The organism is Curtobacterium sp. MCBD17_008 (assembly GCF_003234475.1).
In the GTDB taxonomy this organism is placed as follows: Bacteria; Actinomycetota; Actinomycetes; order Actinomycetales; family Microbacteriaceae; genus Curtobacterium.
This window is the reverse complement of record NZ_QKTK01000015.1, coordinates 58,690-82,108: the sequence shown is the minus strand read 5'-3', so window position 1 is coordinate 82,108 and position 23,419 is coordinate 58,690. Positions and strand designations below refer to the sequence as shown.

Here is a 23,419-nt window from a genome sequence, read left to right as displayed (position 1 = left end):
CCAGGCACGAGGTCAATAAAATTGGCATTGACAATGTGCACGCTGTTGAGTTCTCAAGGACCAGACGCACTCCCCACTCCACACCACCAGGATGCTTCGCCAGAGAGGCTGTCGCTCTCGATCCCACCGATGTCGTCGAACCCGCCAACACAAACCGTGCAGTCAGATCCAGTGGCTCATCCCGAAGGAGAAAACCGGTGGAGTAGTCATCCTAAGCGTCGGAGCGACCCAGCACAAGGCCAGATCTGAACTCCAGTGGAGGATGGTCCCGCTTGAGGGCCGACGTGCTCTGGGCTTCCGCTCCAGCCGCTCCGCCGCACCTTTGGGGTGACGAGGGATTACTTTACGCAGCCCCCACACCCACCACCAACCCACCCCACATCCCGGGCGTGTCGCACCATGCAACACCGGCGCGACTCCCCGAGACGCCGAACGCCCGGCCCCTCTCGGGACCGGGCGTCGGGACTGGTCGGGACCGGCTGCGTCAGCCGAGCGTGACGCCGGCCAGCGTCTTCTTCCCGCGACGGAGGACGAGCACGCCACCCGGCATGGCCAGGGACGCCAGCGTCGCGGCCGCGTCCTCGGCACGCTCGTTGTTGACGTAGACGCCACCCTGGTCGACCGCACGCCGTGCTTCACCGAGGGACTTGACGAGTCCGGTCTCCACGAGGGCTCGCGCCACATCGGCATCCCCGCCCAGCGACACCGTCCCGGGCAGTTCGGCGATCGCGGCGCGCAGGGTGTCGGCGTCGAGCGCGGTCAGGTCGCCGTTCCCGAACAGCGCTGCCGACGCGTCGATCGCGGCCTGTGTCGCGGCCTCCCCGTGGACCAGTGCGGTGACCTCGAAGGCCAGGGTGCGCTGGGCCTCCCGGCGGAACGGCTCGTCGGCGACGGCCTGCTCGAGGCGCTCCACCTCGGCGCGGGACAGGAACGTGAACTCGCGCAGGCGCGCGACCACGTCGGCGTCCGCCGTGTTGAGCCAGAACTGGTAGAAGGCGTACGGCGAGGTCATCGTGCCGTCGAGCCAGATCGCGTTGCCCTCGCTCTTGCCGAACTTCGTGCCGTCCGAGTTCGTGATGAGCGGCGTCCCCAGCGCGTGCGCGGACACACCCTCGGTCCGACGGATGAGTTCCGTGCCCGAGGTGAGGTTGCCCCACTGGTCGGAGCCACCGGTCTGCAGCGTGCACCCGTACTGGCGGTAGAGCTCGCGGAAGTCCAGGCCCTGCAGGATCTGGTAGCTGAACTCGGTGTAGCTGATGCCGGCGTCCGAGTTCAGCCGGGCGGCGACGGCGTCCTTCTTGAGCATCGAGTTGACGCGGAAGTACTTGCCGATGTCACGCAGGAAGTCGATCGCGGACAGCGGCGCGGTCCAGTCCAGGTTGTTCACCAGCCGGACGCCGTTGTCACCGTCCGCGCTGAGGAACCGGGACACCTGGCCCTGCAGCCGTCCCACCCACTCCTCGACGGTCTCGCGGGTGTTGAGCGTGCGCTCGGCCGTGGGACGCGGGTCCCCGATGAGACCGGTCGACCCACCGACGAGCGCGAGCGGCTTGTGCCCGGCCAGCTGCAGTCGACGCATGGTCAGCAGCTGGAGCAGGTTCCCGCAGTGCAGCGACGGGGCGGTCGGGTCGAACCCGCAGTAGTACGTCACCGGTCCGGCGTCGAGGGCCTCTTGCAGTGCGGTCTCGTCGGTGGAGACGTGCACCAGACCACGCCAGCGCAGTTCGTCCCACACCGAGGCGAAGGTGGGGTCGTTCTGCTGGCGCGTCAGGACGTCGGGATCGGTATCGCTGGACACCCCGTCATCGTACCGGCGCGCTCGGCGTCCCCTCAGCCGATCGCGCCCTTGTGCCGGCGGTACGCCGACACGGTCGGGTCGCCCGGCAGCCAGAACCGCCACGGGAACGCCGCTCCCCCGGCCACCCCGCCCACGCCGGTCCGCGGACCGCTCGCGACCAGGCCGCCGGACAGGAGGTCGTCGACGACCTGCGCCACCGGGGCGGAGGCGAGCCGGGCCTCCAGGGCGGGAGCCAACCGCAGCGTGTACGGACCGGAACCGTCGAGGACCGAGGTGCCGTCGTCCGCGCCGAGGACCGCGCCGAGCGCGACGCCGAGGTTCCCCGGTCCGCGCGCGAGCGCCACGTCGGCCACGGTGGGTCCGCGACGCTCGCGGGCGATGTCCGTGCCCGCCACCACCGCAGCCCCGCGGAGCAGGGACCCGGACGACTGGCCGGCGGGGCCGCTCACGACGTTCACGCACGTGTGGATGCCGTACGACCGGTAGGCGTACAGCGTCCCGGGCGGACCGAACAGGTGCCGGTTGCGCGGTGTCATGCCGCGGTGTCCGTGCGAACCCGGGTCGACCGCGCCCGAGTAGGCCTCGACCTCGGTGATCCGCAGGGTCACGCCCTTGCCCGTGATCGTCGCGCCGAGGAGCGCTGGTGCGCACACCGGCGCGGGCTCGCGCAGCAGCGCGAGCAGCGCATCTGACGGCGTCGGCGTCGGCGTCGGCGTCGGCGTCTGCTCAGGGGACACGGTTCACCGGGTGAAGGGCGTCCCGGCCGCGATCTCCCGGACGGACCGGGTCAGGGCGGCGAGTTGCTCGGCGACCCGCTCGGGTGCCGTGCCGCCGACGCCCCGACGGGACGCGACGCTGCCCTCGATCGTGAGGACCGTGCGGACCTCCGGGGTCAGGTGCTCCGAGACCGCGGCGTACTCCGCGTCCGTCGGGTCGTCGAGGTCGATGCCGCGCTCCTCGCAGTACCGGACGAGCGCGCCCGAGACCTCGTGCGCGTCACGGAACGGGACACCCTGTCGGACCAGCCACTCCGCGACGTCGGTCGCCAGGGAGAACCCCTGCGGTGCGAGCTCCGCCATCCGGGCGGTGTCGAAGGACAGGGTCGCGATCATGCCGGTGAAGGCGGGGAGCAGGACCTCGAGCGTCGCGACCGAGTCGAAGACGGGCTCCTTGTCCTCCTGCAGGTCGCGGTTGTACGCGAGCGGCAGGCCCTTGAGGGTGGCGAGGAGGCCGGTCAGGTTGCCGATCAGCCGGCCGGACTTGCCGCGTGCGAGCTCGGCGATGTCCGGGTTCTTCTTCTGCGGCATGATGCTCGACCCGGTCGAGAAGCCGTCGTGGAGCCGGACGAAGCCGAACTCCTTCGTGTTCCAGAGGATGACCTCCTCCGCCAGGCGGGAGACGTCGATGCCGATCTGGGCGAGGACGAAGGCGAACTCGGCGACGACGTCCCGAGCGGCGGTCGCGTCGATCGAGTTGTCGGCGGGCCGGTCGAAGCCGAGCTCCTGCGCGATGGCGGCCGGGTCGAGTCCGAGCGAGCTGCCCGCCAGGGCACCGGCGCCGTAGGGGCTGACGCTCGCGCGGCCCGCCCAGTCGCGGAGCCGCTCGAGGTCCCGCACGAGGGGCCAGGCGTGCGCGAGCAGGTGGTGCGCGAGCAGGACCGGCTGCGCGTGCTGCAGGTGCGTCCGGCCGGGCATGATGGCGCCCTCGTGTTCGGACGCCTGCTGGCTGATCGCGTCGACGAGGTCGATGACCATCCGGCCGATCCGACGGCCGTGGTCGAGCATGTGCATCCGGCCGAGGGTCGCGATCTGGTCGTTGCGGCTGCGGCCGGCGCGGAGCTTCCCGCCCAGCTCCGGGCCGACGTCGGCGATGAGCAGGCGCTCGAGCGCGCCGTGCACGTCCTCGTCGGACTCGTCCGGCTGCAGGGAGCCGTCGGCGTGCGCGTCCTCGAGGCGGTCGAGGCCGGCGAGCATCCGCTCGAGCTCGTCGGCCGTCAGGTACCCCGCCACCTGCAGCGCCCGGGCGTGCGCGCGGGAGCCGGCGATGTCGTAGGGCGCCAGCTGCCAGTCGAAGTGCGTCGACTTCGACAGGGCGGCGAGTTCCGCGCTCGGACCGTCCGCGAACCGGCCACCCCACAGGGCGCCCGTGTTCGTCGCGTCGGTCTTGCTGCTGCTGTCGTCCGGCCGGGAGGCTCGGGGGGCGTCCGTCATGAGGGTCCTGCGTCGTCTCGGGTCGGGTCGGTCGGGGGGTAGGGGACCGGTGCGGTCCGGGGTCGGCGCGGTCCGGGCGGCACGCCTGCCGGACCGCGCCGACGGGACGGGCGCGTGCCGCGCCTCCCGTCCGGCGAGGACGGCGGGACCGACCGGTCCCGCCGCCCTCGGTCGGTCAGTTCGCCAGGTCGCGGCGGGCGGAGATCTTGCTCGGCAGCGACCACAGTTCGATGAAGCCCTTGGAGAGCGACTGGTCGAACGTGTCACCGGTGTCGTACGTGGCGAGGTCGAAGTCGTAGAGGCTCTGCTCGGAGCGACGACCGGTCACCGTGGCACGACCGCCGTGGAGCTGCATGCGGATGTCGCCGGACACGTACTCCTGCGTCGAGTCGATGAAGGCGTCGAGGCTGCGCTTCAGCCCACCGAACCACAGGCCGTCGTAGACCAGGTCGGCCCACTCCGACTCGACACCGCGCTTGTAGCGGTTGACGTCGCGCTCGAGGGTCAGGCTCTCGAGCTCCTCGTGCGCGGCGATGAGCGCCATCGCGGCCGGGGCCTCGTAGACCTCGCGCGACTTGATGCCGACCAGGCGGTCCTCGACGACGTCGATGCGGCCGACGCCGTGCTTGCCGGCGAGGGCGTTGAGTTCCTGCACGACGCGCAGGACGCTGAAGCGCTGACCGTCGATCGCGACCGGCACACCCTGCTCGAACGTGATCGTGACCTCGTCGGCCTCACGGTCGACGGCGGGGTCCTGCGTGTACGCGTACAGGTCCTCGATCGGGGCGTTCCACGGGTCCTCGAGGAACCCGGTCTCCACCGCGCGACCCCAGACGTTCTGGTCGATCGAGTACGGCGACTTCTTGCTCTGCAGGATCGGCAGGTCGTGCTCCTGCGCGTAGACGATCGCCTTGTCACGGGTCAGCGCGAGGTCACGGACCGGGGCGACGCTCGTCAGGTCGGGGGCGATCGCGGCCACGGCGGCCTCGAAGCGCACCTGGTCGTTGCCCTTGCCGGTGCAGCCGTGCGCGACGCTGTCCGCGCCGAGCTGCTTCGCCGTGGTGGCGAGGTGCTTCGCGATGAGCGGGCGGCTCAGCGCCGACACGAGCGGGTAGCGCTTCTGGTAGAGCGCGTTGGCCTTGAGGGCCGGGACGAGGTAGTCGTCCGCGAACTCGTCCTTGGCGTCGATGACGACCGACTCCACCGCGCCGCAGTCGAGCGCGCGCTGACGGATGGCGTCCATGTCCTCGCCGCCCTGGCCGACGTCGACGGCCAGCGCCACGACCTCCTTGCCGGTGGCGTCCTTGAGCCAACCGATCCCGACGGAGGTGTCGAGCCCTCCTGAGTACGCGAGTACGACGCGGTCTGCCATGGGTTCTCTCCTGTGTGGTGGTGGTTGTCAGTTGCCGGGGGTGGCCACGTCTGCGGCGGTCGCCCCGTCTGCGGCGGTCGCCCCGTCTGCGGCGGTCGCCCCGTCTGCGGCGGTCGGGGCGTTGGCGGCGAGGAGCCAGGCGAGCAGGGCCTTCTGGGCGTGCAGGCGGTTCTCCGCCTCGTCCCAGATGATGCTGCGCGGCCCGTCGATGACCTCGGCGGTGACCTCGTAGCCGCGGTCGGCGGGCAGGCAGTGCATGAACACGGCGTCGTCCGCGGCATGCGTGAGCAGGTCGTCGTCGACGCGGTACCCGGCGAAGGTGGCGAGCCGCTGCTGCTTCTCGTCCTCCTTGCCCATCGAGACCCAGGTGTCCGTCACGACGACGTCGGCACCCGCCACCGCGGCGACCGGGTCGGTCACGACGAGCACGGACCCGCCGGTCTCGGCGGCGCGGTGCTCCGCGTCCGTCACGACCTGCGGTGCGGGCGAGAACGCGACCGGCGACGCGACACGCACATGCATCCCGGCAGTCGCGCAGGCGAGCAGGTACGACTGCGCCATGTTGCTCGCGCCGTCGCCGACGAACGCGATGGTCTGCCCGGCCAACGCGCCGCGGTGCTCGCGGATGGTGAGCAGGTCGGCGAGGAGCTGGCACGGGTGGAAGTCGTCGGACAGCGCGTTGACGACCGGCACCGTGGTGCTCGCTGCCATCTCCTCGAGCCCGGCCTGGCCGTAGGTGCGCCAGACGATCGCCGACACCATGCGCTCGAGCACGCGGGCGGTGTCGGTCGGGGTCTCCTTGCCGCCGAGCTGGCTGTTCGCGGTCGAGATGATGAGCGGGCTGCCGCCGAGGTCGCTGATGCCGACGTGGAAGGACACCCGGGTGCGGGTGGACGACTTGTCGAAGATCACGGCGACGCTCTGCGGACCGGCGAGGGGCTTGGCGCCCCACCGGTCGCTCTTCATCTCGACGGCGAGGTCGAGGATCGCGGACTGCTCGGCCTGCGTGAGGTCGTCGTCCCGGAGGAAGTGGCGGGTCATGCGGAGGTCTCCTGGTCGGCGCCCTCGACGGCCGCCATGCTCTGGGCGAGGATCGCGAGGAACGCGTCGATCTCGGCGTCGGACACGATGAGCGGCGGCGCGATGCGCAGGCTCGACTCGTTCGGTGCGTTGATGATGAGACCACGCTCGAGCGCGGCGGCCGACACCGCGGCGGCGACCGGGCGACGGAGGCCGACACCGATGAGCAGGCCGCTCCCCCGGACCTCCTCCACCAGGTCGGAGCCGAGTGCGCTGATGCCGGCGCGGATGCGCTCGCCCTTGACGACCGCTCCGGCCACCAGGTCCGCGCGCTCGATCTCGGCGAGCACCGCGTTCGCGACGCGGGTGCCGAGCGGGTTGCCGCCGAAGGTCGAGCCGTGCTGGCCCGCCGAGAACAGGTCGGACGCCCACCCGAAGGTCACGAGCGCCCCGATCGGGAAGCCACCGGCGATGCCCTTGGCCACCGTGATCGCGTCCGGGACCACGCCCGTGTTCTGGAAGGCGAACCAGGCGCCGGTGCGGCCGATGCCGGTCTGGATCTCGTCGAGGACGAGCAGTGCGCCGTGCCGCTCGGTCAGGGCCCGCGCGGCCTGCAGGAAGCCCTCGGGCAGGTCGACCACGCCGGCCTCGCCCTTGATCGGCTCGAGGATGAGCGCCGCGACGGTGTCGTCGACCGAGCGCTCGAGGGCCTCGATCGACGTCTCGATGTGCTCGACGCCCGGGATCATCGGCAGGAAGTCCTGCTGGAGGGCGGGCTTGCCGGTGAGCGCGAGCGCGCCCATGGTGCGGCCATGGAACGCCTGCTGCAGCGCGAGGATCTTCGTCTTGCGCCCGTCCGCGCCGCGGTTCAGCCGAGCCAGCTTGAACGCCGCCTCGTTGGCCTCTGCGCCGGAGTTGCCGAAGTACACGCGGCCCGCGTCGCCCGCGCCGGAGATCCGCTTGAGGCGTTCCGCGAGCTCGAGCTGCGGCGGCGTCGCGAAGTAGTTCGACACGTGCACGAGCTTCGCTGCCTGGTCGCTGATCGCCTCGACGAGCGCCGGGTGGGCGTGGCCGAGCGAGTTCACCGCGATGCCGGCGAGGAAGTCGAGGTACTCGTTGCCGTCGACGTCCCACACCCGGCAGCCCTCGCCGCGCTCGAGCATGATCTTCGGCGGGGTCAGGGATCGCATGAGCGACGCCCCGAACCGGTCGTTCCAGGTCTCGGTCTGCGTCTCGGTGCTCACCGTGCTGTGCCCTTCTCGTCGTCGTGCGGAGTCGTGGAGTCGTCGTCACGCCGGGCGACGTGCTGGCCGCCCGGGACGTCGTCGTGGCCGCTGCCCGGGGCGTGGACCGCCGCGCGTCGGCCGATCTCGGCGTGGGTGTTCTGGTTCTCGGTCCGGCGACTCGGGTCCGGGATGACCTCGGTGCCGGCGCCGCGGAGGGTGAAGACCTCGAGCAGGATCGAGTGCGGGATGCGGCCGTCGATGATGGTCGCACCACCGACGCCGCCGACCACGGCGTCGAGGCACGCGGTCATCTTCGGGATCATCCCGGACTCGAGCGACGGCAGCAGCTGGCGGAGTTCCTCGACCGCGATGAGGTCGATGATCGAGTCGCGGTCCGGCCAGTTGCGGTACAGCCCGGGCACGTCCGTCAGCATCATCAGCTTCGACGCGTTCAGCGCGATCGCGAGCGCGGCCGCCGCGGCGTCGGCGTTCACGTTGAGCGCCTGGTCCGGGTGGGCGTCGTCGATCGCGATGCTCGACACCACGGGGATGCGGTCGGCACGGATCGCGGCGAGGACCCCGGACGGGTCGACGTGGGTGATGTCGCCGACGTGGCCGAGGTCGAAGTGCTCGCCGTCGACGACGACGCCCTTCTTCTCGCCGGTGAACAGCGACCCGCCGTCGCCGAACACCCCGACGCCGAGGCCGTCGCCGTGCTCGTCGATGAGGTCGACGATCTCGCGGTTCACCTCGCCGGCCAGGACGTCGCGGACGACCGTGATCGCCTCGGTCGTCGTGACGCGGTAGCCGCCGCGGAACTCGGACTGGATGCCCTGCTCCTTCAGCGCCGCCGAGATCTGCGGACCGCCGCCGTGCACGACGACCGGGTGCAGGCCGGCGTACCGGAGGTAGACCATGTCCTCGGCGAACGCCCGCTTGAGGTCGTCGTTCACCATCGCGTTGCCGCCGAACTTGACGACGACGATCTTGCCCGAGAACCGCTTCAACCACGGCAGGGACTCGATGAGGGTCGCGGCCTTGACGGTCGCGAGCTCGTGCTCTTCTTCCTTCGAGAGGTCCGCGTCGCTCATCAGCTGGAGTACGCGCTGTTCTCGTGGACGTAGTCGTGCGTCAGGTCGTTCGTCAGGATCGTCGCCGCGGCGGTGCCGACCCCGAGGTCGATGAGCACGTGCGTGTCCCGCGGGCTGAGGTCGACGTCGTCGCTCGGCTGGTCCGGGGCACCGGCGTGGCACACCCGCACCCCGTTCATGGACACGTCGACCGCGTACGGGTCGAACTCGGCGTCGGTCGTCCCGATCGCGGCGAGCACCCGCCCCCAGTTGGGGTCGTTGCCGAAGACCGCCGCCTTGAACAGGTTGTTGCGGGCGACGCTCCGGCCGACCGTCACGGCCTCGTCCTCGCTGACCGCGCCGACGACCTCGATCGTGATGTCGTGCGCTGCGCCCTCGGCGTCCTGCTGGAGCTGACGGGCGAGGTCGGCGCAGACGCCGGTCAGGGCCCGCTGGAAGGTCTCGGCGTCGGGGGTCGTGCCCGATGCACCGGAGGCCATGAGCACGACGGTGTCGTTCGTGGACATGCACCCGTCGGAGTCGACGCGGTCGAAGGTCACGCGGGTCGCCGCGCGCAGGGCCCGGTCGAGCTCGTCCGCGGGCAGTGCCGCGTCGGTGGTGATCACCACGAGCATCGTCGCGAGGCCGGGCGCGAGCATGCCCGCGCCCTTCGCCATCCCGCCGACCGTCCAGCCGTCGACCGAGACCACGGACTGCTTGGGCTTCGTGTCGGTGGTCATGATGGCGGCCGCGGCGTCGGGTCCGCCGGCACCGTCGAGGGCGTCGGCGGCGAGCGTCACGCCGCGGAGCACGCCGTCGCGGAAGGTCTGGTCGCCGACGCCGATGAGCCCGGTGGAACACACGACGACGTCACCCGCTCCGATGCCCAGCGCGTCGCCCACCGCCTCCGCGGTGAGGTGGGTCGTCTGGAAGCCGAAGGGACCCGTGAAGCAGTTCGCGCCTCCCGAGTTGAGGACGACGGCACGGGCGATGCCGTCGCCGACCACCTGGCGGGACCAGATGACCGGGTGCGCCTGCGCACGGTTCGTGGTGAAGACGGCGGCCACGGCGTCCGCGGGGCCGTCGTTGACGACGAGCGCCACGTCCGGCCTGCCACTCGTCTTCAGGCCAGCGGTGACGCCGGCGGCACGGAAGCCGGCGGCGGCGGTGACGCCCTGCAGGGCGCCGTCGATCGCCGGGAGGCCCGTGGTCGCGTCGGCGCTGTCGTTGCGGTCGGTCACGGGGCGACTCCGTCCACGCTGAGGCCCAGGGTCTCGGCGAGCCCGAGCGCGATGTTCGCGGACTGCACGGCGGCACCGCCGGTCCCCTTGGCGAGGTTGTCGAGGGCGGAGACGGCGACCACCCGGCCGGCGGCCTCGTCGACCGCGATGCCCACGAGAGCCGTGTTCGCCCCGATGGTGTCGGCAACCCGGGGGAAGACGCCCTCGGGCAGCAGGTGCACGAAGGGCTCGTCGGCGTAGGCCTGCTCCCAGGCGAGCCGGACGTCGTGCGCGGTCACCCCGGGGGCGAGCCGAGCGGTCGTGGTCGCGAGGATGCCGCGGGCCATCGGCACGAGGACGGGCGTGAACGAGACCCGGACGTCCGACGCACCGGCCACGCGGAGGTTCTGCTGGATTTCCGGGACGTGGCGGTGCTTCCCGCCCACGGCGTACGCGCTGGCGGACCCCATGATCTCCGCCGCCAGGTAGGTGGACTCGAGCTTCTTGCCGGCACCGCTCGGTCCGACGCTGAGGACCGCGACGATGTCGTCCGACTCGACGAGGCCGGCCTGCACCCCGGGCTGGATACCGAGCGTGACCGCGGTGACGTTGCACCCGGGAACGGCGATCCGCTTGGTGGCCGCCAGTTCGGTGCGCTGCCGGCCCTGCGGCACGATGTCGTCGACGTCCCGCCACTCGTCCGCGGCACCGGGGGCGGGCGGCGCGTGCAGGAGCTCGGGCAGCCCGTAGGTCCAGGCGCCGTGGTACTCGCCGCCGTAGAACGCGGCCCACGCGGCCTCGTCCGTCAGACGGTGGTCGGCGCCGCAGTCCACGACGAGCGTGTCCGCGTCGAGCTCCGCCGTGATCGCGCCGGACTGGCCGTGCGGCAGGGCGAGGAACACCACGTCGTGCCCACGGAGGTTCTCCGGGGTCGTCTCCACGAGGGTCAGGTGCGCGAGCGACCGCAGGTGCGGCTGCGTCGCGATGAGCGGCTGTCCGGCGTTCGAGAACGCCGTCACCGTCCGCACGTCGAACTCGGGATGAGCGGAGAGGATGCGCAGCAACTCGCCACCCGCGTAGCCGCTGGCACCAGCCACGGCGACGGATACGGACATGGGTTCCACCTTTGGTCGGACTGTTCGTCGAGGGAGTCGGAGGCGGCGACCCCGGGCGGTGATCCGTCGTGGATCAGTCGCGCAGGGTCGCCCCGAATCGCTCGCCGGCACGTCGGACAGCGCCGTCACGGGCCTCGGAGGCCTCGGCAGCGGTCAGCGTGCGGTCCGTGGCGCGGAAGCGCAGCGCGAACGTCAGGGACTTCTGTCCCTCGTCCAGGCCGGCGCCGCGGTAGTCGTCCACGAGCCGAGCATACTCCAACAGCTCCCCGGCACCAGCGCGCACCTCGGCGAGGACGTCGCCGGCCGGGGTCGCGACGTCGACCACGAGGGAGAGGTCCTGCGTCGCCGCCGGGTAGGAGACGATCGCCCCGACCTCGACGACGTCCGGCGCCGCGGCCACGAGGGCGTCGAGGTCGAGCTCGACGACCGCGACCACCCGGGGCAGGTCGGCGTCCGCCGCCAGCTCCGGGAGCAGCTCGCCGGCGACGCCGACGACGGTGTCGCCGACCCGGAGCGACGCCGCACGCCCGGGGTGCAGCGAGGGGTGGGTCGTCTGCGCCACGGCGAGCTCGACCCCGACGGCCCAGGCGACGGTCCGCGCGACGTCGAGGGCGTCCGCGATGCCGAACGGTTCGGCGACGACACCCGGCTGCTTCACGACCGCGTTGCCGAGCAGGAGCGCGCTCAGGTGGAACGGCTGCGCGGGCAGGGCGGCGTCGAGCGCGGCGAGGGTCTCGGATGTCGGACGCTGCGCGCCGACCGGTACCTCCGCGGTCCCGAGCGCGACACCCTGCTCGGGCAGGAAGACACGGGACGTCTCGTACACGGCGAGGTCGACGAGTCCGCGCGACACGTTGCGACGCGCCACGTCGACGAGGGCCGGCACGCCGCTGCGGCGGAGGTGGTCCTGCGCGCTGTCGAGCGCGTTCGCGAGCACGACGCTCGGTCCGCCGTCGGCGTCGATGCCCGGGTACGCGGCAGCGGTCGCGGCGGAGACGAACGGAGCGGTCACGACCTCGGTGAGCCCGGCGGCCGCGAGGGCTGCCGAGACCCGACGGCGGGCCTGCTGGTGCAGCGTGAGACCACGGCCGGGAGGCGCGACGGGCAGCACGCTCGGGATGCGGTCGTACCCGACGATGCGCGCGATCTCCTCGACCAGGGAGACGTCGTCCACCAGGTCGGGGCGCCAGGTCGGCGGCGTGACGGCGAGCACGTCGCCGTCGACCTCCACCGTGGCGCCGATCGCCCGGAGCGTGTCGAGGACCTCGGCGTCGGTGTACGGGACACCGATGAGCTCAGCGGCCCGACCGGCGCGCATCGCGACGGTCGGACGGGGGCGGTCGTCGACCAGGGTCGACCCGAGCGGGTCCGGTGTACCGCCGGCGAGGTCGACGAGGAGCTCGACGGCCCGGTTCGCCGCGGCCTCGGCGACGAGCGGGTCGACGCCGCGCTCGAACCGGCGCGAGGCCTCGCTGGGCAGCTTGTGTCGCCGAGCCGAGCGGGCGATCGACACCTGGTCGAAGCCGGCGGCCTCGATGAGGACGTCGGTGGTCGCCGCGGTGATCTCGGTCCGGGCACCGCCCATGACGCCCGCGAGACCGACGGCGCCGGCGTCGTCCGCGATGACGAGGTCCTCGGCGTCGAGCGTGCGTTCGACGTCGTCGAGGGTGGTCAGGCGCTCCCCGGGGGTGGCCCGACGGACGGTCAGGCCGCCCTGCAGCGTCGCGAGGTCGTACCCGTGCAACGGCTGCCCGAGTTCGAACATGACGTAGTTCGTGATGTCGACGGGCAGCGAGATCGAACGCACGCCAGCCAGGGTCAGGCGGGCGACCATCCACGCCGGGGTCGGCCGGGTCGCGTCGATGCCGCGGACGACCCGGGTGACGAAGGTGTGCGCGCCGACACGACCACGGATCGGGGCAGCGTCGTCCACGGTCACCGTGAAGCCGTCGCCGGTGCGCGGCAGGACCCGGTCGACCGGGTCGGAGAAGGTCGCACCGGTGGCGTGCGCGTACTCACGGGCGACGCCGCGCATGCTCATGGCGTAGCCGCGGTCCGGCGTCACGTTGATCTCGACCGCGGCGTCGTCGAGGCCGAGCAGCGCGATCGCGTCCGCCCCGACCTCGGGCTCCATGCCGAGGTCGGCGAAGCGGAGGATGCCGTCGTGCTCGTCGCCGAGACCGAGCTCCCGTGCGGAGGCGATCATGCCGTCCGACACGTGGCCGTACGTCTTCCGGGCAGCGATCGGGAACGGACCGGGGAGCACGGCGCCGGGCAGGGTCACGACGACGAGGTCGCCGACGTCGAAGTTGTGGGCACCGCACACGATGCCGCGGGGCTCGGACTCGCCGACGTCCACCTGGCACCAGTTGATGGTCTTGCCGTTCTTCTGCGGCTCGGGCACGCGCTCGAGCACCCGACCGACCACGACGGGCCCGGTCAGGTCGAAGGTGTGCACGGACTCCTCCTCGAACCCGACCGACACCAGGGCGGCGTGGACGTGCTCGAGCGAGACGTCGTCGGGCAGGTCGACGGACTCGCCGAGCCAGCGGAGTGGGACGCGCATCAGACCACCGTTCCGAACTGCTGCGAGAAGCGGATGTCGCCCTCGAGGAAGTCACGCATGTCGTTCAGGCCGTTGCGGAACTGGAGCGTCCGCTCGATGCCCATGCCGAAGGCGAAGCCCTGGTACTCGTCCGGGTCGATGCCCGCGGCGCGCAGGACGTTGGGGTTGACCATGCCGCAGCCACCCCACTCGACCCACCGCGCGCCGCCCTTGGCGTTCGGCTGCCAGACGTCCATCTCGGCGCTCGGCTCGGTGAACGGGAAGTAGTTGGGGCGGAGCCGGATCTGCGCTTCGGCCCCGAAGACCTGACGCGCGAAGTGCTCGAGCGTGCCGCGCAGGTGCGCCATCGTGAGGCCCTTGTCGATCGCGATGCCCTCGACCTGGGTGAAGACCGGCAGGTGCGTGGCGTCGAGCTCGTCGGCGCGGTACACACGACCCGGCGCGATCACGTAGAGCGGGAGCGCACGCGTGAGCAGGGAGCGGATCTGCACCGGTGAGGTGTGCGTCCGCATGAGCAGGTGCCGGTCGACCGGCTCGACGAAGACGGTGTCGGCCATCGCCCGGGCCGGGTGGTCCTGGTCGAAGTTCAGGGCGTCGAAGTTGAACCACTCGTGCTCGAGCTCCGGCCCCTCCGCGACCTCCCACCCCATACCGACGAAGACGTCGGCCACGGTCTCGTTGAGGAGCGAAAGCGGGTGGCGCGAGCCCGGCGTCCGGCGAGACGGCAGCGCGGTCACGTCGACGCGCTCCGACTCGAGCCGCGCACGTTCCTCGGCCTCGGCCAGCACGGACTCCTGCGCGGCGACCACCTGGGCCACCTGTCCGCGGGCCTGTCCGACGAGCTTGCCCGCCGCGGCCTTCTGCTCTGGCGGGACACTGCGCATCGACGCGTTCATCCGGGCGAGCGTCGACTGCTCACCGGTGTGCTCGGCACGGGCCTGCTTCAGCTCCGCGACGGTGGTCGTGGCGCGGACGGCGGCGAGGGCCGCGTCCACGGCGTCGGCGACCGCCGATTCGCTGATCTCGAGAGGTTCTGACACGAGACCCAAGCCTACCGGCCGTCGGGATACCGCCGTCCTGCACCAGGCGGACGGTCGCCGTCAGTCCGTGGCGGTGGAGGGACGGGTCCGCTGTGCGAACGCGCTCTCGTAGAGGCACACCGACGCCGCGGTCGCGAGGTTCATCGACTCGGCCCGCCCGTAGATCGGCACCTTGACCGCGCGGTCGACGAGCGCCAGGTCCTCCGCCGTCAGTCCGCGGGCCTCGTTGCCGAACACCCACACGGTCGGTCCGTCGAGCATGCCGTCGGCGCGCACGTCCGGCAGGTCGTCGCCGGAGACGTCGGCGGCCAGGATCGTGTAGCCGAGCCCGCGGGCACGCTCGACCGCGTCGGCCAGGGTCACCCCGACGGAGACCGGGACGTGGAACAGCGACCCCGTGGTCGAGCGCACGACCTTCGGGTTGTACGGGTCGACACTGCGTCCGGTCAGCACCACGGCGTCCGCGCCGGCGGAGTCGGCGGCCCGGATGATCGTGCCGGCGTTCCCCGGGTCACGGACCTCCTCGAGGATCGCGACCAGTCCGGGCAGGGCCTCCGACGCGTCGGCGTCGACCCGGGCCTCCGCGCGGGCGTCGGGGAAGACGTCCTTCACGGACGTCGGGAACTGCTGGCACACGGCGACGACGCCCTGCGGCGTGACGGTGTCCGCCATCGCGTCGAGCACCTGCTCGGTGACGAACCACGTGTCCACGGGAGCGTCGTCCAGCCCGTGGCGCGCCGCAGCGGTCGGGGTGACGTACAGCTCGCGGAGGAGCTCGGGGCGGTACTCGATCGCCTCGCGCACGGCCTGCGGCCCTTCGAGCAGGAACAGCCCGGTCTCGGCGCGGACGTCCTTCTTGGCCAGGGCGGCCACGGCCTTGACACGGCCGGCACGGGGGTTCTCGAGGAGATCGCTCACGTGCTCAGTCTAGGAACGACCCGACCCCGGGAACGACGGGACCCCCACTCCGACGGAGTGGGGGTCCCGGTGCACGGTGACGTGGCTCAGGCTGCCTTCGGCGCCGAGGTGTCGGCCGGCAGGGCCTTCTTGGCGGTCTCGACGAGCGCCGCGAACGTCTCGGCGTTGTTCACCGCGAGGTCCGCGAGGATGCGACGGTCGACCTCGACGCCGGCCAGGTTGAGACCCTGGATGAGGCGGTTGTAGGTCAGGCCGTTCGCACGCGACGCGGCGTTGATGCGCTGGATCCACAGGCGACGGAACTCGCCCTTCTTCGCGTGACGGTCCCGGTACGCGTAGACGAGGGAGTGGGTGACCTGCTCCTTCGCCTTGCGGTACAGGCGCGAACGCTGGCCGCGGTAGCCCTCGGCGCGCTCGAGGATGACGCGGCGCTTCTTGGCGGCGTTGACCGCTCTCTTCACTCTTGCCATTGATCTGTTCCTTTACGTTCCGGGACGGCTCAGTGGCCGAGGAGCTTCTTGACGGCCTTGACGTCGGCCTTGGCGAGGACCTGGTCCTCGTTGAGGCGGGCCTTGCGCTTGGCGGACTTGACCTCGAGGTTGTGGCGCATACCGGCCTGCTGCTTCATGATCTTGCCGCTGCCGGTGACCTTGAAGCGCTTCTTCGACCCGGAGTGGGTCTTCTGCTTGGGCATCGTGTGCCTTTCCGTGGGGTGGATGGGGGCCGCGCGAGCGCGGGATCGGTCTGGGAGGACCTATTCGGCCGAGGAGTCGGCCGGAGCTGCTGCGGCGGTCCCGGACGTGGTCTCGTCCGCCGGCTTGGTCTTCGCGGAGTGCTCGGAGGCCTTGCGCTCCGCCTTCTCGGCGGCACGCTTGGCGTTGAGCTCGCCCTTGACGTCCGACTTGTTCTTCAGCGGCGCGATGATCATCGTCATGTTGCGGCCGTCCTGGGTCGGACGCGACTCGACGACGCCGAACTCGGCGATCTCCTCCGCGAACTTCTGGAGGAGTCGGACACCCTGCTCGGGACGCGACTGCTCGCGACCGCGGAAGAGGATCATCGCCTTCACCTTGTCGCCACCGAGGAGGAACCCCTCGGCGCGCTTGCGCTTCGTCTCGTAGTCGTGCACGTCGATCTTCAGGCGGAAGCGGACCTCTTTCAGGTCGGTGTTGACCTGGTTGCGGCGGGCTTCCTTGGCCTTCTGAGCGGCTTCGTACTTGAACTTGCCGTAGTCCATGATCTTGGCGACGGGCGGCTTCGAGTTCGGCGCGACCTCGACCAGATCCAGCTCGGCTTCCTGCGCGAGGCGCAGTGCGACGGCGATGGGGACAACGCCGACCTGCTCGCCCTGGGGACCGACGAGTCGGACCTCGGGGACGCGGATTCGGTCGTTGGTACGGGGATCGGTGATGCGGAGCTCCTTCAATCAGGTGGTGGCCGTCCGGGGCGTGTGCCCGGGACGACGGCACGAGAGAGGAGATCTGACGCACGGATCGCAGACCCGTCCGGCAGCCGCCCGACGCCGACCCTTGCGGTCCGGCCGACCGGGGCCCACGTCGTGAGCACCGGCGGAGCGGTGGTGACCCGGTAGCCTTGGTGCAGCCACGGGTGGGAGGAACTCCTCTTTCGTGACACCGTCCTGACTCCCGGAAGGATCCGGGCGCGCGGACAGCGTCTGCCGTCGGCGAGTCTAGCAGAGGAGCACCGTGACCGACACCCCGAGCAACCAGGCCCCCGGATCCGACGAGGACGGGCTCGACGGCGCGGGCGATGCCGCCAGGGACATCTCCGAGGTCCCCGCGATCGAGCTCGTCAACACCGTGGCCGTCCACCTGCTCAGTGCCGCCGCCGTCAAGGTCGGCCTGGCGGACGACCCCGAGCGACAGACCGACCTGGACGAGGCCCGCAAGCTCATCACCTCGCTCGCCGGCCTGGTCACCGCTGCGGCCACCGAGATCGGCGACCAGCACGCCCGTCCGCTGCGCGACGGGCTGCGCTCCGTGCAGCTCGCGTTCCGCGAGGCCTCGGCCATCCCGGACGCGCCGGGCAAGGGGCCGGGCGAGAAGTACACCGGTCCCGTCAACTAGCCCCGGACCTCCCCGGTCGGGCCCGGGCACGGCCCGGACGCGGACGGACCGGACGCAGACGGACGGGAGGCCCGTGGCGGTGTCGCCACGGGCCTCCCGTCCGGTGTGCGGTCAGCCCGCCGAGCGGGCGACCAGTCGGTCCACGGCCGCGACCGGGATCCCGACCCACGTCGGACGGTTGCGCGCCTCGTACACGACCTCGTACACGGCCTTGTCGAGCTCGAACGCGTCGAGCAGCGCCCGGTGCGCGCGCAGGTCCGCACCGCTGCCCCGCGCGTAGCCGTCGAGGAAGGCGTTCCGCGCCTCCTGCGCCCAGTCGCCGGTGTCCACGGGATCGTCGTCGTGTGCGAGCGCACCCGCGACGTAGTCGAACGAGCGCAGCATGCCGGCGACGTCCCGGAGCGCGACGTCCGGACGCGAGCGTTCGGGCATCGGGCGGAGCGGCTCGCCCTCGAAGTCGAGGAACACCCAGCCGCGGGGCTCCGGGGCCGACAGGACCTGCCCGAGGTGCAGGTCACCGTGGATGCGCTGCATGGTCGGCCACGGCACGGACGCCGCACGGTCGTACACGCGGGCGACGGCGGCGGCGTGGTCGGCGACCTGCGGCACCTCGGCCGCGGCGGTCTCGAGTCGGCGGCGCATGGTCGCGACGGCCACGTCCACCTGCTCCGGGCCGGCGGTCGCGGTCGGCATGGCGTCGGCGAGGACGGTGTGCACCTCGGCGAGGGCCGCACCGAGGCGGTCCGCGGCGCTCGCGAAGGACTCGCCGCCACGGGCCGCGGTCAGGGCCACGCGCCAGGCGTCCTCGAGGCCGGGCAGGAACTCCTGCGCGAAGGCCAGGTGGCCGTGTGCGGTGCCGCCCGGCTGCCCGTCGTCCGGCCACTCCCCGGCGAGCGCGCCGAAGGTCCGGGGCACACGCTCGGACCCGGCCGCCGAGAGCGCCCGCTGCGTGGTCACGTCGGGGTTGGCGCCGTCGTGCAGCACACGGAAGACCTTCGTGATGACCTGGCCGCTCTCCTCGGTCCCGCAGATCACCGAGGTGTTCGACTGCTCGCCGCTGAGGACACGGGCGTCGGTGGCGGGGCCGATGTGGTCGCCGTCGGCCTCGATGCGTCCGAGCAACCAGCGTGCGTAGGCGACGTCGTGCGGGCCGTCGTAGACGTGTGCGCCGTCGACCTCGGCCACGAGGGCGTGCGCGAGCTCGGGGACGGGCGTCTGCCGGATCGTGAGCGGCACCTGGTACAGGACCGGTCCGGTCGGGGCGTCGTCGAGCACGTAGAGGGTGCGGATGCGGGCGTCGGCGGTGTCGTCGCTGTCCTCGGCGAGGACGCGGACCTGCGGGGTCCCGCCCTTCGCCGCGTACCAGCGTTGGTCGGCCATCCAGCCGGCGACGGCTGTCTCGAGGGGGTCGGCGTGCACGGCGTCGGTCATGTCGGGGACGGTACCCGTCGCGGCTGCACCGGTCCGGGGGTTCGGCCACTCCGTGCCGTCCGTCCGCCACTCCCGGGCGCTGTCCGGTCTGCATGCGCCGCCTTTACATCGATGTACCGCACGACCAGCATGGAGCCATGAACGCGTACCCCGGCAACGACGCCGCACCCGCACTCCCCGTCGCGACCCGCCAGGACGGCGAGTACCCGCGGCCGCAGATGATGCGGTCCCACTGGGCGGACCTCGACGGCACCTGGTCGTTCCGGAACACCGGGGACGACCCCTCGTGGCGGGACGGGTTCCCCGACGCCCGGGACATCATCGTCCCGTTCCCGCCGGAGTCCGTGGCGTCCGGCATCGACGAGCCCGGGTTCCACCCCGTGGTCTGGTACGCGCGGACGATCACCGCCGCCGACCTCGCGGCCGCCGGCCACGGCACCGACGCCCCGCGCCTCCTCCTGCACTTCGGCGCCGTGGACCACCGCGCACGCGTCTGGGTCGACGGCCGGTTCGTCGGCGACCACGAGGGCGGCCACACCCCGTTCACCCTCGACGTCACCGACGCCCTGACCGGCGACGGCACCGGCACCGACGGCGACCACACGCTCGTCGTCCGCGCCGAGGACGACCCGCACGACCTCACCCAGCCCCGCGGCAAGCAGGACTGGCACGAGCAGCCGCACGACATCTGGTACCGCCGGACCACGGGGATCTGGCAGACCGTCTGGCTCGAGGCGGTCCCGACCACGGCCGTCCGGTCCGTCCGGTGGACGAACGTCGACCACGAGACGATGCGGCTCACCGTCCGGCTGGCGGGCGCGCACCCGGCCGGGACGCGGCTCCGGGTCGAGGCGCACTGGGCGGAGCACGACGAGCACCTCGCCACGGTGGAGGTCGCCGTCCAGCCGACCGCGCACGAGGTCGACCTCGTCGTGCCGATCGCCCGGCAGGCGAACGGGCAGGCCGAGCAGGAGCTGCAGTGGAGCCCGGACGCACCGCACCTCGTCGACGCGGTGGTGTCCCTGGTGTCCGCCGACGGCGCACCGCTCGACGCCGTGAGCTCGTACTTCGGCATCCGCACCACCGCGGTCGGCAGCGGCCGGTTCCTGCTCAACGACCGCAGCATCGACGTGCGCAGCGTGCTGAACCAGGGCTACTGGCCGGAGTCGCACCTGACCGCACCGACCCGCCAGGCCCTCCGCCGCGAGGTCGAGCTCATCAAGGAGCTCGGCTTCAACGCGGCGCGGAACCACCAGAAGATCGAGGACCCACGGTTCCTGTACTGGGCCGACCGGCTCGGCCTCATGGTCTGGGGCGAGGCACCCGGTGCGTACGCCTTCTCCCCCACGGCCGTGCAACGCCTGATGCGCGAGTGGATGGACGCGGTGGAGCGGGACGCCTCGCACCCCTCGGTCGTCACCTGGGTGCCGGCGAACGAGAGCTGGGGCGTGCAGCACATCGCCACGGACCCTGCGCAGCAGGCGTACGCCCGTGCCCTCGCGGACGTCACGCGGGCGCTCGACCCGACCCGGCCGGTGATCTCGAACGACGGGTGGGAGCACCCCGACTCGGACATCCTGTCGGTGCACGACTACGAGGGCGACGGGGAGCGGCTCGCCCGCACGTACGCCGACGACACCGCGCGGGCCCGGCTGCTCGCCGGCATCGGTCCGGCGGACCGTCCGATCCTGGTCGGTGGGGCGGTGGACCGCGGCCAGCCGGTGATGCTGACCGAGTTCGGCGGCGTGAACCACCAGCCGGGCGTGCAGCGCGACGACGCCTGGGGGTACACGACCGCGGCGGACGGCGACGACTGGATCGCCAGGATCACCGCCCTCTACGACGCGGTGCGCGCGAGCTCGTTCCTCGCCGGCAGCTGCTGGACCCAGCTCACCGACACGATGCAGGAGACGAACGGTCTGCTCAACGCGGACCGGAGCCCGAAGGAGCCGATCGAGCGGATCCGCCGGGCCGTGCTCGGCCGCTGACCGCGGCGGTCCGCCGAACGGGTGGCGGAACCGACGGGTGGCGGAACGGACGGGAGGCCCGTGACCAGTCGGTCACTGGCCTCCCGTCCGTCTGCCGGCACCGAGGCGCCGACGGACGCGACTACCCCGCGAGGAAGCGGAGCACCGCCTCGTTCCACTCGTCGCGGTGTGACGCGAGCACGCCGTGCGGGCCGCCCTCGATGACGTGCAGCTGCGCGTCCGGGATCGCCTCGGCGGTCCGCTTGCCGGACACCTCGAACGGCACGATGCCGTCGGCGTCGCCGTGGATGACGAGCGTCGGGACGTCGACCTTCGTCAGGTCGTCGCGGAAGTCGGTCGTCGCGAACGCCGCCGTGCAGTCGAGCGTGCCTTTCGGCGAGGCGAGCTCGGCGATCGCGAGGTCGTAGGCGCGCTGGTCCTCGCTCACGAGCGGCTTGTGGGTCAGCGAGACCTTGCCGCCGGCGGTGTAGAACATGTCCACGAACTCGTGCAGGAACGCCGGGCGGTCGCCCGTGATGCCCGTCGCGAACCAGTCGGCGAGGTCCTGGTCGACGCCGCCCTCGGGGTTGTCGTCGGACTTCCACAGGTACGGCGGGACGGCGCTGGCGAAGACGAGCTTCGCGACCTTGCCGGTGCCGTAGGTCGACACGTAGCGGGCGAGCTCGCCGCCGCCCATCGAGAACCCGATGAGCGTGACGTCCGTCAGCCCGAGCTCCGTGATGAGCTTGTCGAGGTCCGCGGCGAACGTGTCGTAGTCGTACCCGTTCCACGGCTGCGAGGACTGACCGAACCCGCGGCGGTCGTAGGCGATGACGCGGTGCCCCGCGGCGACGAGGGCCGGGACCTGGCCCTCCCACGAGCGGCCCGACAGCGGCCAGCCGTGGATGAGGACGACGGGGTCGCCCGTGCCGAAGTCGTCGTAGTGCAGGTCGATGTCGTGCCCGTTCTCGGCTCCGACGGTGATGAACGGCATGCTGCCTCCGTGGTGGTGGTTTCCAGGGAACGACCGCGATGCAACGCCCGGCCTCTGGACGCGACCTGGCCGGTGCGGCGAACGGACAGCGGACCGTCTGCCAGGATCGGGCAGGTGACGGACCCGGCGGCGACGACCCGAGCCTCCCGGCGGGCCCGCGTGGGGCGGACGGTGACGGCCGTCCTGGAGGCCCGCCACAGCGGGTGGACGACTCCCCTCCTCCTGTGGCTGGCCTCGCGCATCGTCAGCACGGTGCTCCTCGGTTCGGTCTACTGGCTCGCGACGGCGAACGGGTGGCACTTCGCCTCGTACCGGCGTGACCCGTCGTTCGCCACCTTCTCGGGCTCGTGGGACGCGTCCTTCTACCGGACCATCGCCGAGCACGGGTACCCGCGCGACCTGCCCACCGACGGCGACGGGCACGTCCTCCCGAACCCGTGGGCGTTCCTGCCGCTGTTCCCCGGCGTCGTCCGGGTCCTCATGGCGCTGACGGGGTCGTCGTTCTGGGTGGCGGGGCTCGTCGTCGCCACCCTGTGCGGTGCCGGGGCGTGCGTGGTCCTGTTCCGCCTCGTCCTCGCGGTCGCGGACGCCCGACGTGCGCGGTGGGCGACCGCGTTCTTCGCATTCGGCGCGACGGGCTTCCTGCTGCAGGTCGCGTACGCCGAGAGCATGTTCCTGGTCCTGCTCTTCGGCGCACTGCTCGCGCTCGTGCGCCGGCGGTACTGGCTGGTCGCCGTCCTCGGTGTGCTCGCGGCGGCCGCCCGCCCGGGGGTGCTGGCGCTCGCCGTCGCCCTCGCCGTGCACCTCGTCGTGCGGGAGGTCGCCGCCCGGCGTGCGGGAGGCGGCCGACCCGGCGGGGAGCCGTTCCGGTGGCGGGATCGCGGCGCGGTCGTCGCCGCAGGGCTCGTCGTCGCGGCGGCGGGGCTCGCGTGGCCGGTGGTCGCGAGCGCGGTGACCGGTCGTCCGGACGCGTACCTCGAGACGGAGTTGTCGTGGTGGGTCGGGTTCGTCGGCCGGCAGCACTTCGCACCGCTGACGCCGTGGTTCCTCATGGCGGGGACGTGGCTCGGGCCCGCGGGCATCGTGCTCGTGGTGCTCGTGCTCGCCGGGGCCGCGTGGTTGTCCTGCCGACGGGGCGTCCGCGCGCTCGGGCCCGACGTCCTCGGCTTCACGGTCGCCTACGTGGCGTACCTGGTGGCGGTGTTCCTGCCGCAGCAGAGCCTGCCCCGCCTGCTCATGCCGGTCGCGCCACTGCTCGCCGCCGACACGTTCACCGCGACCCGACGACGGGCGACCGGGTGGCTCGTGGTCGGCGTGTGCCTGCAGGCGGTCGCGGTCGTCCTGCTCTGGTTCCTCGGGTTCCCATGAACCCGGGCACCGGCGCC

At 72.1% G+C, this 23,419-nt stretch carries 20 protein-coding genes; 3 read left to right on the top strand and 17 right to left on the bottom strand.

Annotated elements, in window-relative coordinates; all coding sequences use genetic code 11:
* Positions 1–484: 484 nt before the first annotated feature.
* The 15 genes from tyrS to infC form a co-directional block, all read right to left on the bottom strand.
* Positions 485–1,798: a tyrosine--tRNA ligase gene (tyrS, locus tag DEI95_RS13660; protein ID WP_111060593.1), complete on the bottom strand. Its 1,314-nt coding sequence runs from the start codon at positions 1,796–1,798 to the stop codon at positions 485–487.
* 32 nt (positions 1,799–1,830) lie between these two features.
* On the bottom strand, positions 1,831–2,535 hold the full coding sequence (locus DEI95_RS13655) for a DNA-3-methyladenine glycosylase (RefSeq protein ID WP_309146544.1): 705 nt from the start codon (positions 2,533–2,535) through the stop codon (positions 1,831–1,833).
* A gap of 3 nt (positions 2,536–2,538) precedes the next feature.
* Positions 2,539–4,008 carry an argininosuccinate lyase gene (gene argH / locus DEI95_RS13650; protein ID WP_110900906.1) on the bottom strand — a complete coding sequence of 490 codons (1,470 nt, stop codon included), beginning with the start codon at positions 4,006–4,008 and terminating at the stop codon, positions 2,539–2,541.
* 175 nt (positions 4,009–4,183) lie between these two features.
* Positions 4,184–5,380 carry an argininosuccinate synthase gene (locus DEI95_RS13645; protein WP_110824039.1) on the bottom strand — a complete coding sequence of 399 codons (1,197 nt, stop codon included), beginning with the start codon at positions 5,378–5,380 and terminating at the stop codon, positions 4,184–4,186.
* Between the two features lie 27 nt (positions 5,381–5,407).
* On the bottom strand, positions 5,408–6,421 hold the full coding sequence (gene argF / locus DEI95_RS13640) for an ornithine carbamoyltransferase (RefSeq protein WP_111060592.1): 1,014 nt from the start codon (positions 6,419–6,421) through the stop codon (positions 5,408–5,410).
* Positions 6,418–7,644: an acetylornithine transaminase gene (locus tag DEI95_RS13635; protein ID WP_111060591.1), complete on the bottom strand. Its 1,227-nt coding sequence runs from the start codon at positions 7,642–7,644 to the stop codon at positions 6,418–6,420. The genes argF and DEI95_RS13635 overlap by 4 nt, the downstream gene beginning before the upstream one ends.
* Complete coding sequence (argB, locus tag DEI95_RS13630; RefSeq protein ID WP_258367615.1) at positions 7,641–8,717, bottom strand: acetylglutamate kinase; 1,077 nt, start codon at positions 8,715–8,717, stop codon at positions 7,641–7,643. The genes DEI95_RS13635 and argB overlap by 4 nt, the downstream gene beginning before the upstream one ends.
* Entirely contained in the window at positions 8,717–9,877 is a 1,161-nt protein-coding gene (gene argJ / locus DEI95_RS13625) for a bifunctional glutamate N-acetyltransferase/amino-acid acetyltransferase ArgJ (protein ID WP_111060597.1), read from the bottom strand. The genes argB and argJ overlap by 1 nt, the downstream gene beginning before the upstream one ends.
* A gap of 56 nt (positions 9,878–9,933) precedes the next feature.
* Positions 9,934–11,031, bottom strand: coding sequence for an N-acetyl-gamma-glutamyl-phosphate reductase (locus tag DEI95_RS13620; protein WP_111060590.1), 1,098 nt, complete (start codon positions 11,029–11,031; stop codon positions 9,934–9,936).
* A 73-nt stretch (positions 11,032–11,104) separates the two neighbouring features.
* Positions 11,105–13,597: a phenylalanine--tRNA ligase subunit beta gene (pheT, locus tag DEI95_RS13615; RefSeq protein ID WP_111060589.1), complete on the bottom strand. Its 2,493-nt coding sequence runs from the start codon at positions 13,595–13,597 to the stop codon at positions 11,105–11,107.
* Positions 13,597–14,637 carry a phenylalanine--tRNA ligase subunit alpha gene (gene pheS, locus DEI95_RS13610; RefSeq protein WP_110824424.1) on the bottom strand — a complete coding sequence of 347 codons (1,041 nt, stop codon included), beginning with the start codon at positions 14,635–14,637 and terminating at the stop codon, positions 13,597–13,599. The genes pheT and pheS overlap by 1 nt, the downstream gene beginning before the upstream one ends.
* 60 nt (positions 14,638–14,697) lie before the next feature.
* Entirely contained in the window at positions 14,698–15,555 is an 858-nt protein-coding gene (locus DEI95_RS13605; protein ID WP_111060588.1) for an RNA methyltransferase, read from the bottom strand.
* Positions 15,556–15,641: 86 nt separating this feature from the next.
* Positions 15,642–16,025 carry a 50S ribosomal protein L20 gene (gene rplT, locus DEI95_RS13600; RefSeq protein ID WP_110824044.1) on the bottom strand — a complete coding sequence of 128 codons (384 nt, stop codon included), beginning with the start codon at positions 16,023–16,025 and terminating at the stop codon, positions 15,642–15,644.
* 29 nt (positions 16,026–16,054) lie between these two features.
* Complete coding sequence (gene rpmI, locus DEI95_RS13595; RefSeq protein WP_110824045.1) at positions 16,055–16,249, bottom strand: 50S ribosomal protein L35; 195 nt, start codon at positions 16,247–16,249, stop codon at positions 16,055–16,057.
* A 60-nt stretch (positions 16,250–16,309) separates the two neighbouring features.
* Positions 16,310–16,981: a translation initiation factor IF-3 gene (infC, locus tag DEI95_RS13590; protein ID WP_110824046.1), complete on the bottom strand. Its 672-nt coding sequence runs from the start codon at positions 16,979–16,981 to the stop codon at positions 16,310–16,312.
* A gap of 280 nt (positions 16,982–17,261) precedes the next feature.
* Here infC and DEI95_RS13585 point away from each other — a divergent pair, with 280 nt between their 5' ends.
* Positions 17,262–17,642 carry a DUF1844 domain-containing protein gene (locus tag DEI95_RS13585; protein WP_110824047.1) on the top strand — a complete coding sequence of 127 codons (381 nt, stop codon included), beginning with the start codon at positions 17,262–17,264 and terminating at the stop codon, positions 17,640–17,642.
* A gap of 111 nt (positions 17,643–17,753) precedes the next feature.
* Here the strand turns inward: DEI95_RS13585 and DEI95_RS13580 are convergent, their stop codons facing one another.
* The gene (locus DEI95_RS13580) at positions 17,754–19,073 is read right to left on the bottom strand and encodes a phosphotransferase (protein ID WP_111060587.1); all 1,320 of its coding nucleotides are present in this window, start codon (positions 19,071–19,073) and stop codon (positions 17,754–17,756) included.
* A 137-nt stretch (positions 19,074–19,210) separates the two neighbouring features.
* Here DEI95_RS13580 and DEI95_RS13575 point away from each other — a divergent pair, with 137 nt between their 5' ends.
* The gene (locus DEI95_RS13575; RefSeq protein WP_111060586.1) at positions 19,211–21,061 is read left to right on the top strand and encodes a glycoside hydrolase family 2 protein; all 1,851 of its coding nucleotides are present in this window, start codon (positions 19,211–19,213) and stop codon (positions 21,059–21,061) included.
* Positions 21,062–21,182: 121 nt separating this feature from the next.
* Here the strand turns inward: DEI95_RS13575 and DEI95_RS13570 are convergent, their stop codons facing one another.
* The gene (locus DEI95_RS13570) at positions 21,183–22,034 is read right to left on the bottom strand and encodes an alpha/beta fold hydrolase (protein WP_110824050.1); all 852 of its coding nucleotides are present in this window, start codon (positions 22,032–22,034) and stop codon (positions 21,183–21,185) included.
* A 171-nt stretch (positions 22,035–22,205) separates the two neighbouring features.
* Between DEI95_RS13570 and DEI95_RS13565 the strand changes: the two genes are divergently transcribed.
* Positions 22,206–23,402: a hypothetical protein gene (locus DEI95_RS13565; protein ID WP_110911712.1), complete on the top strand. Its 1,197-nt coding sequence runs from the start codon at positions 22,206–22,208 to the stop codon at positions 23,400–23,402.
* Positions 23,403–23,419 lie beyond the last annotated feature (17 nt).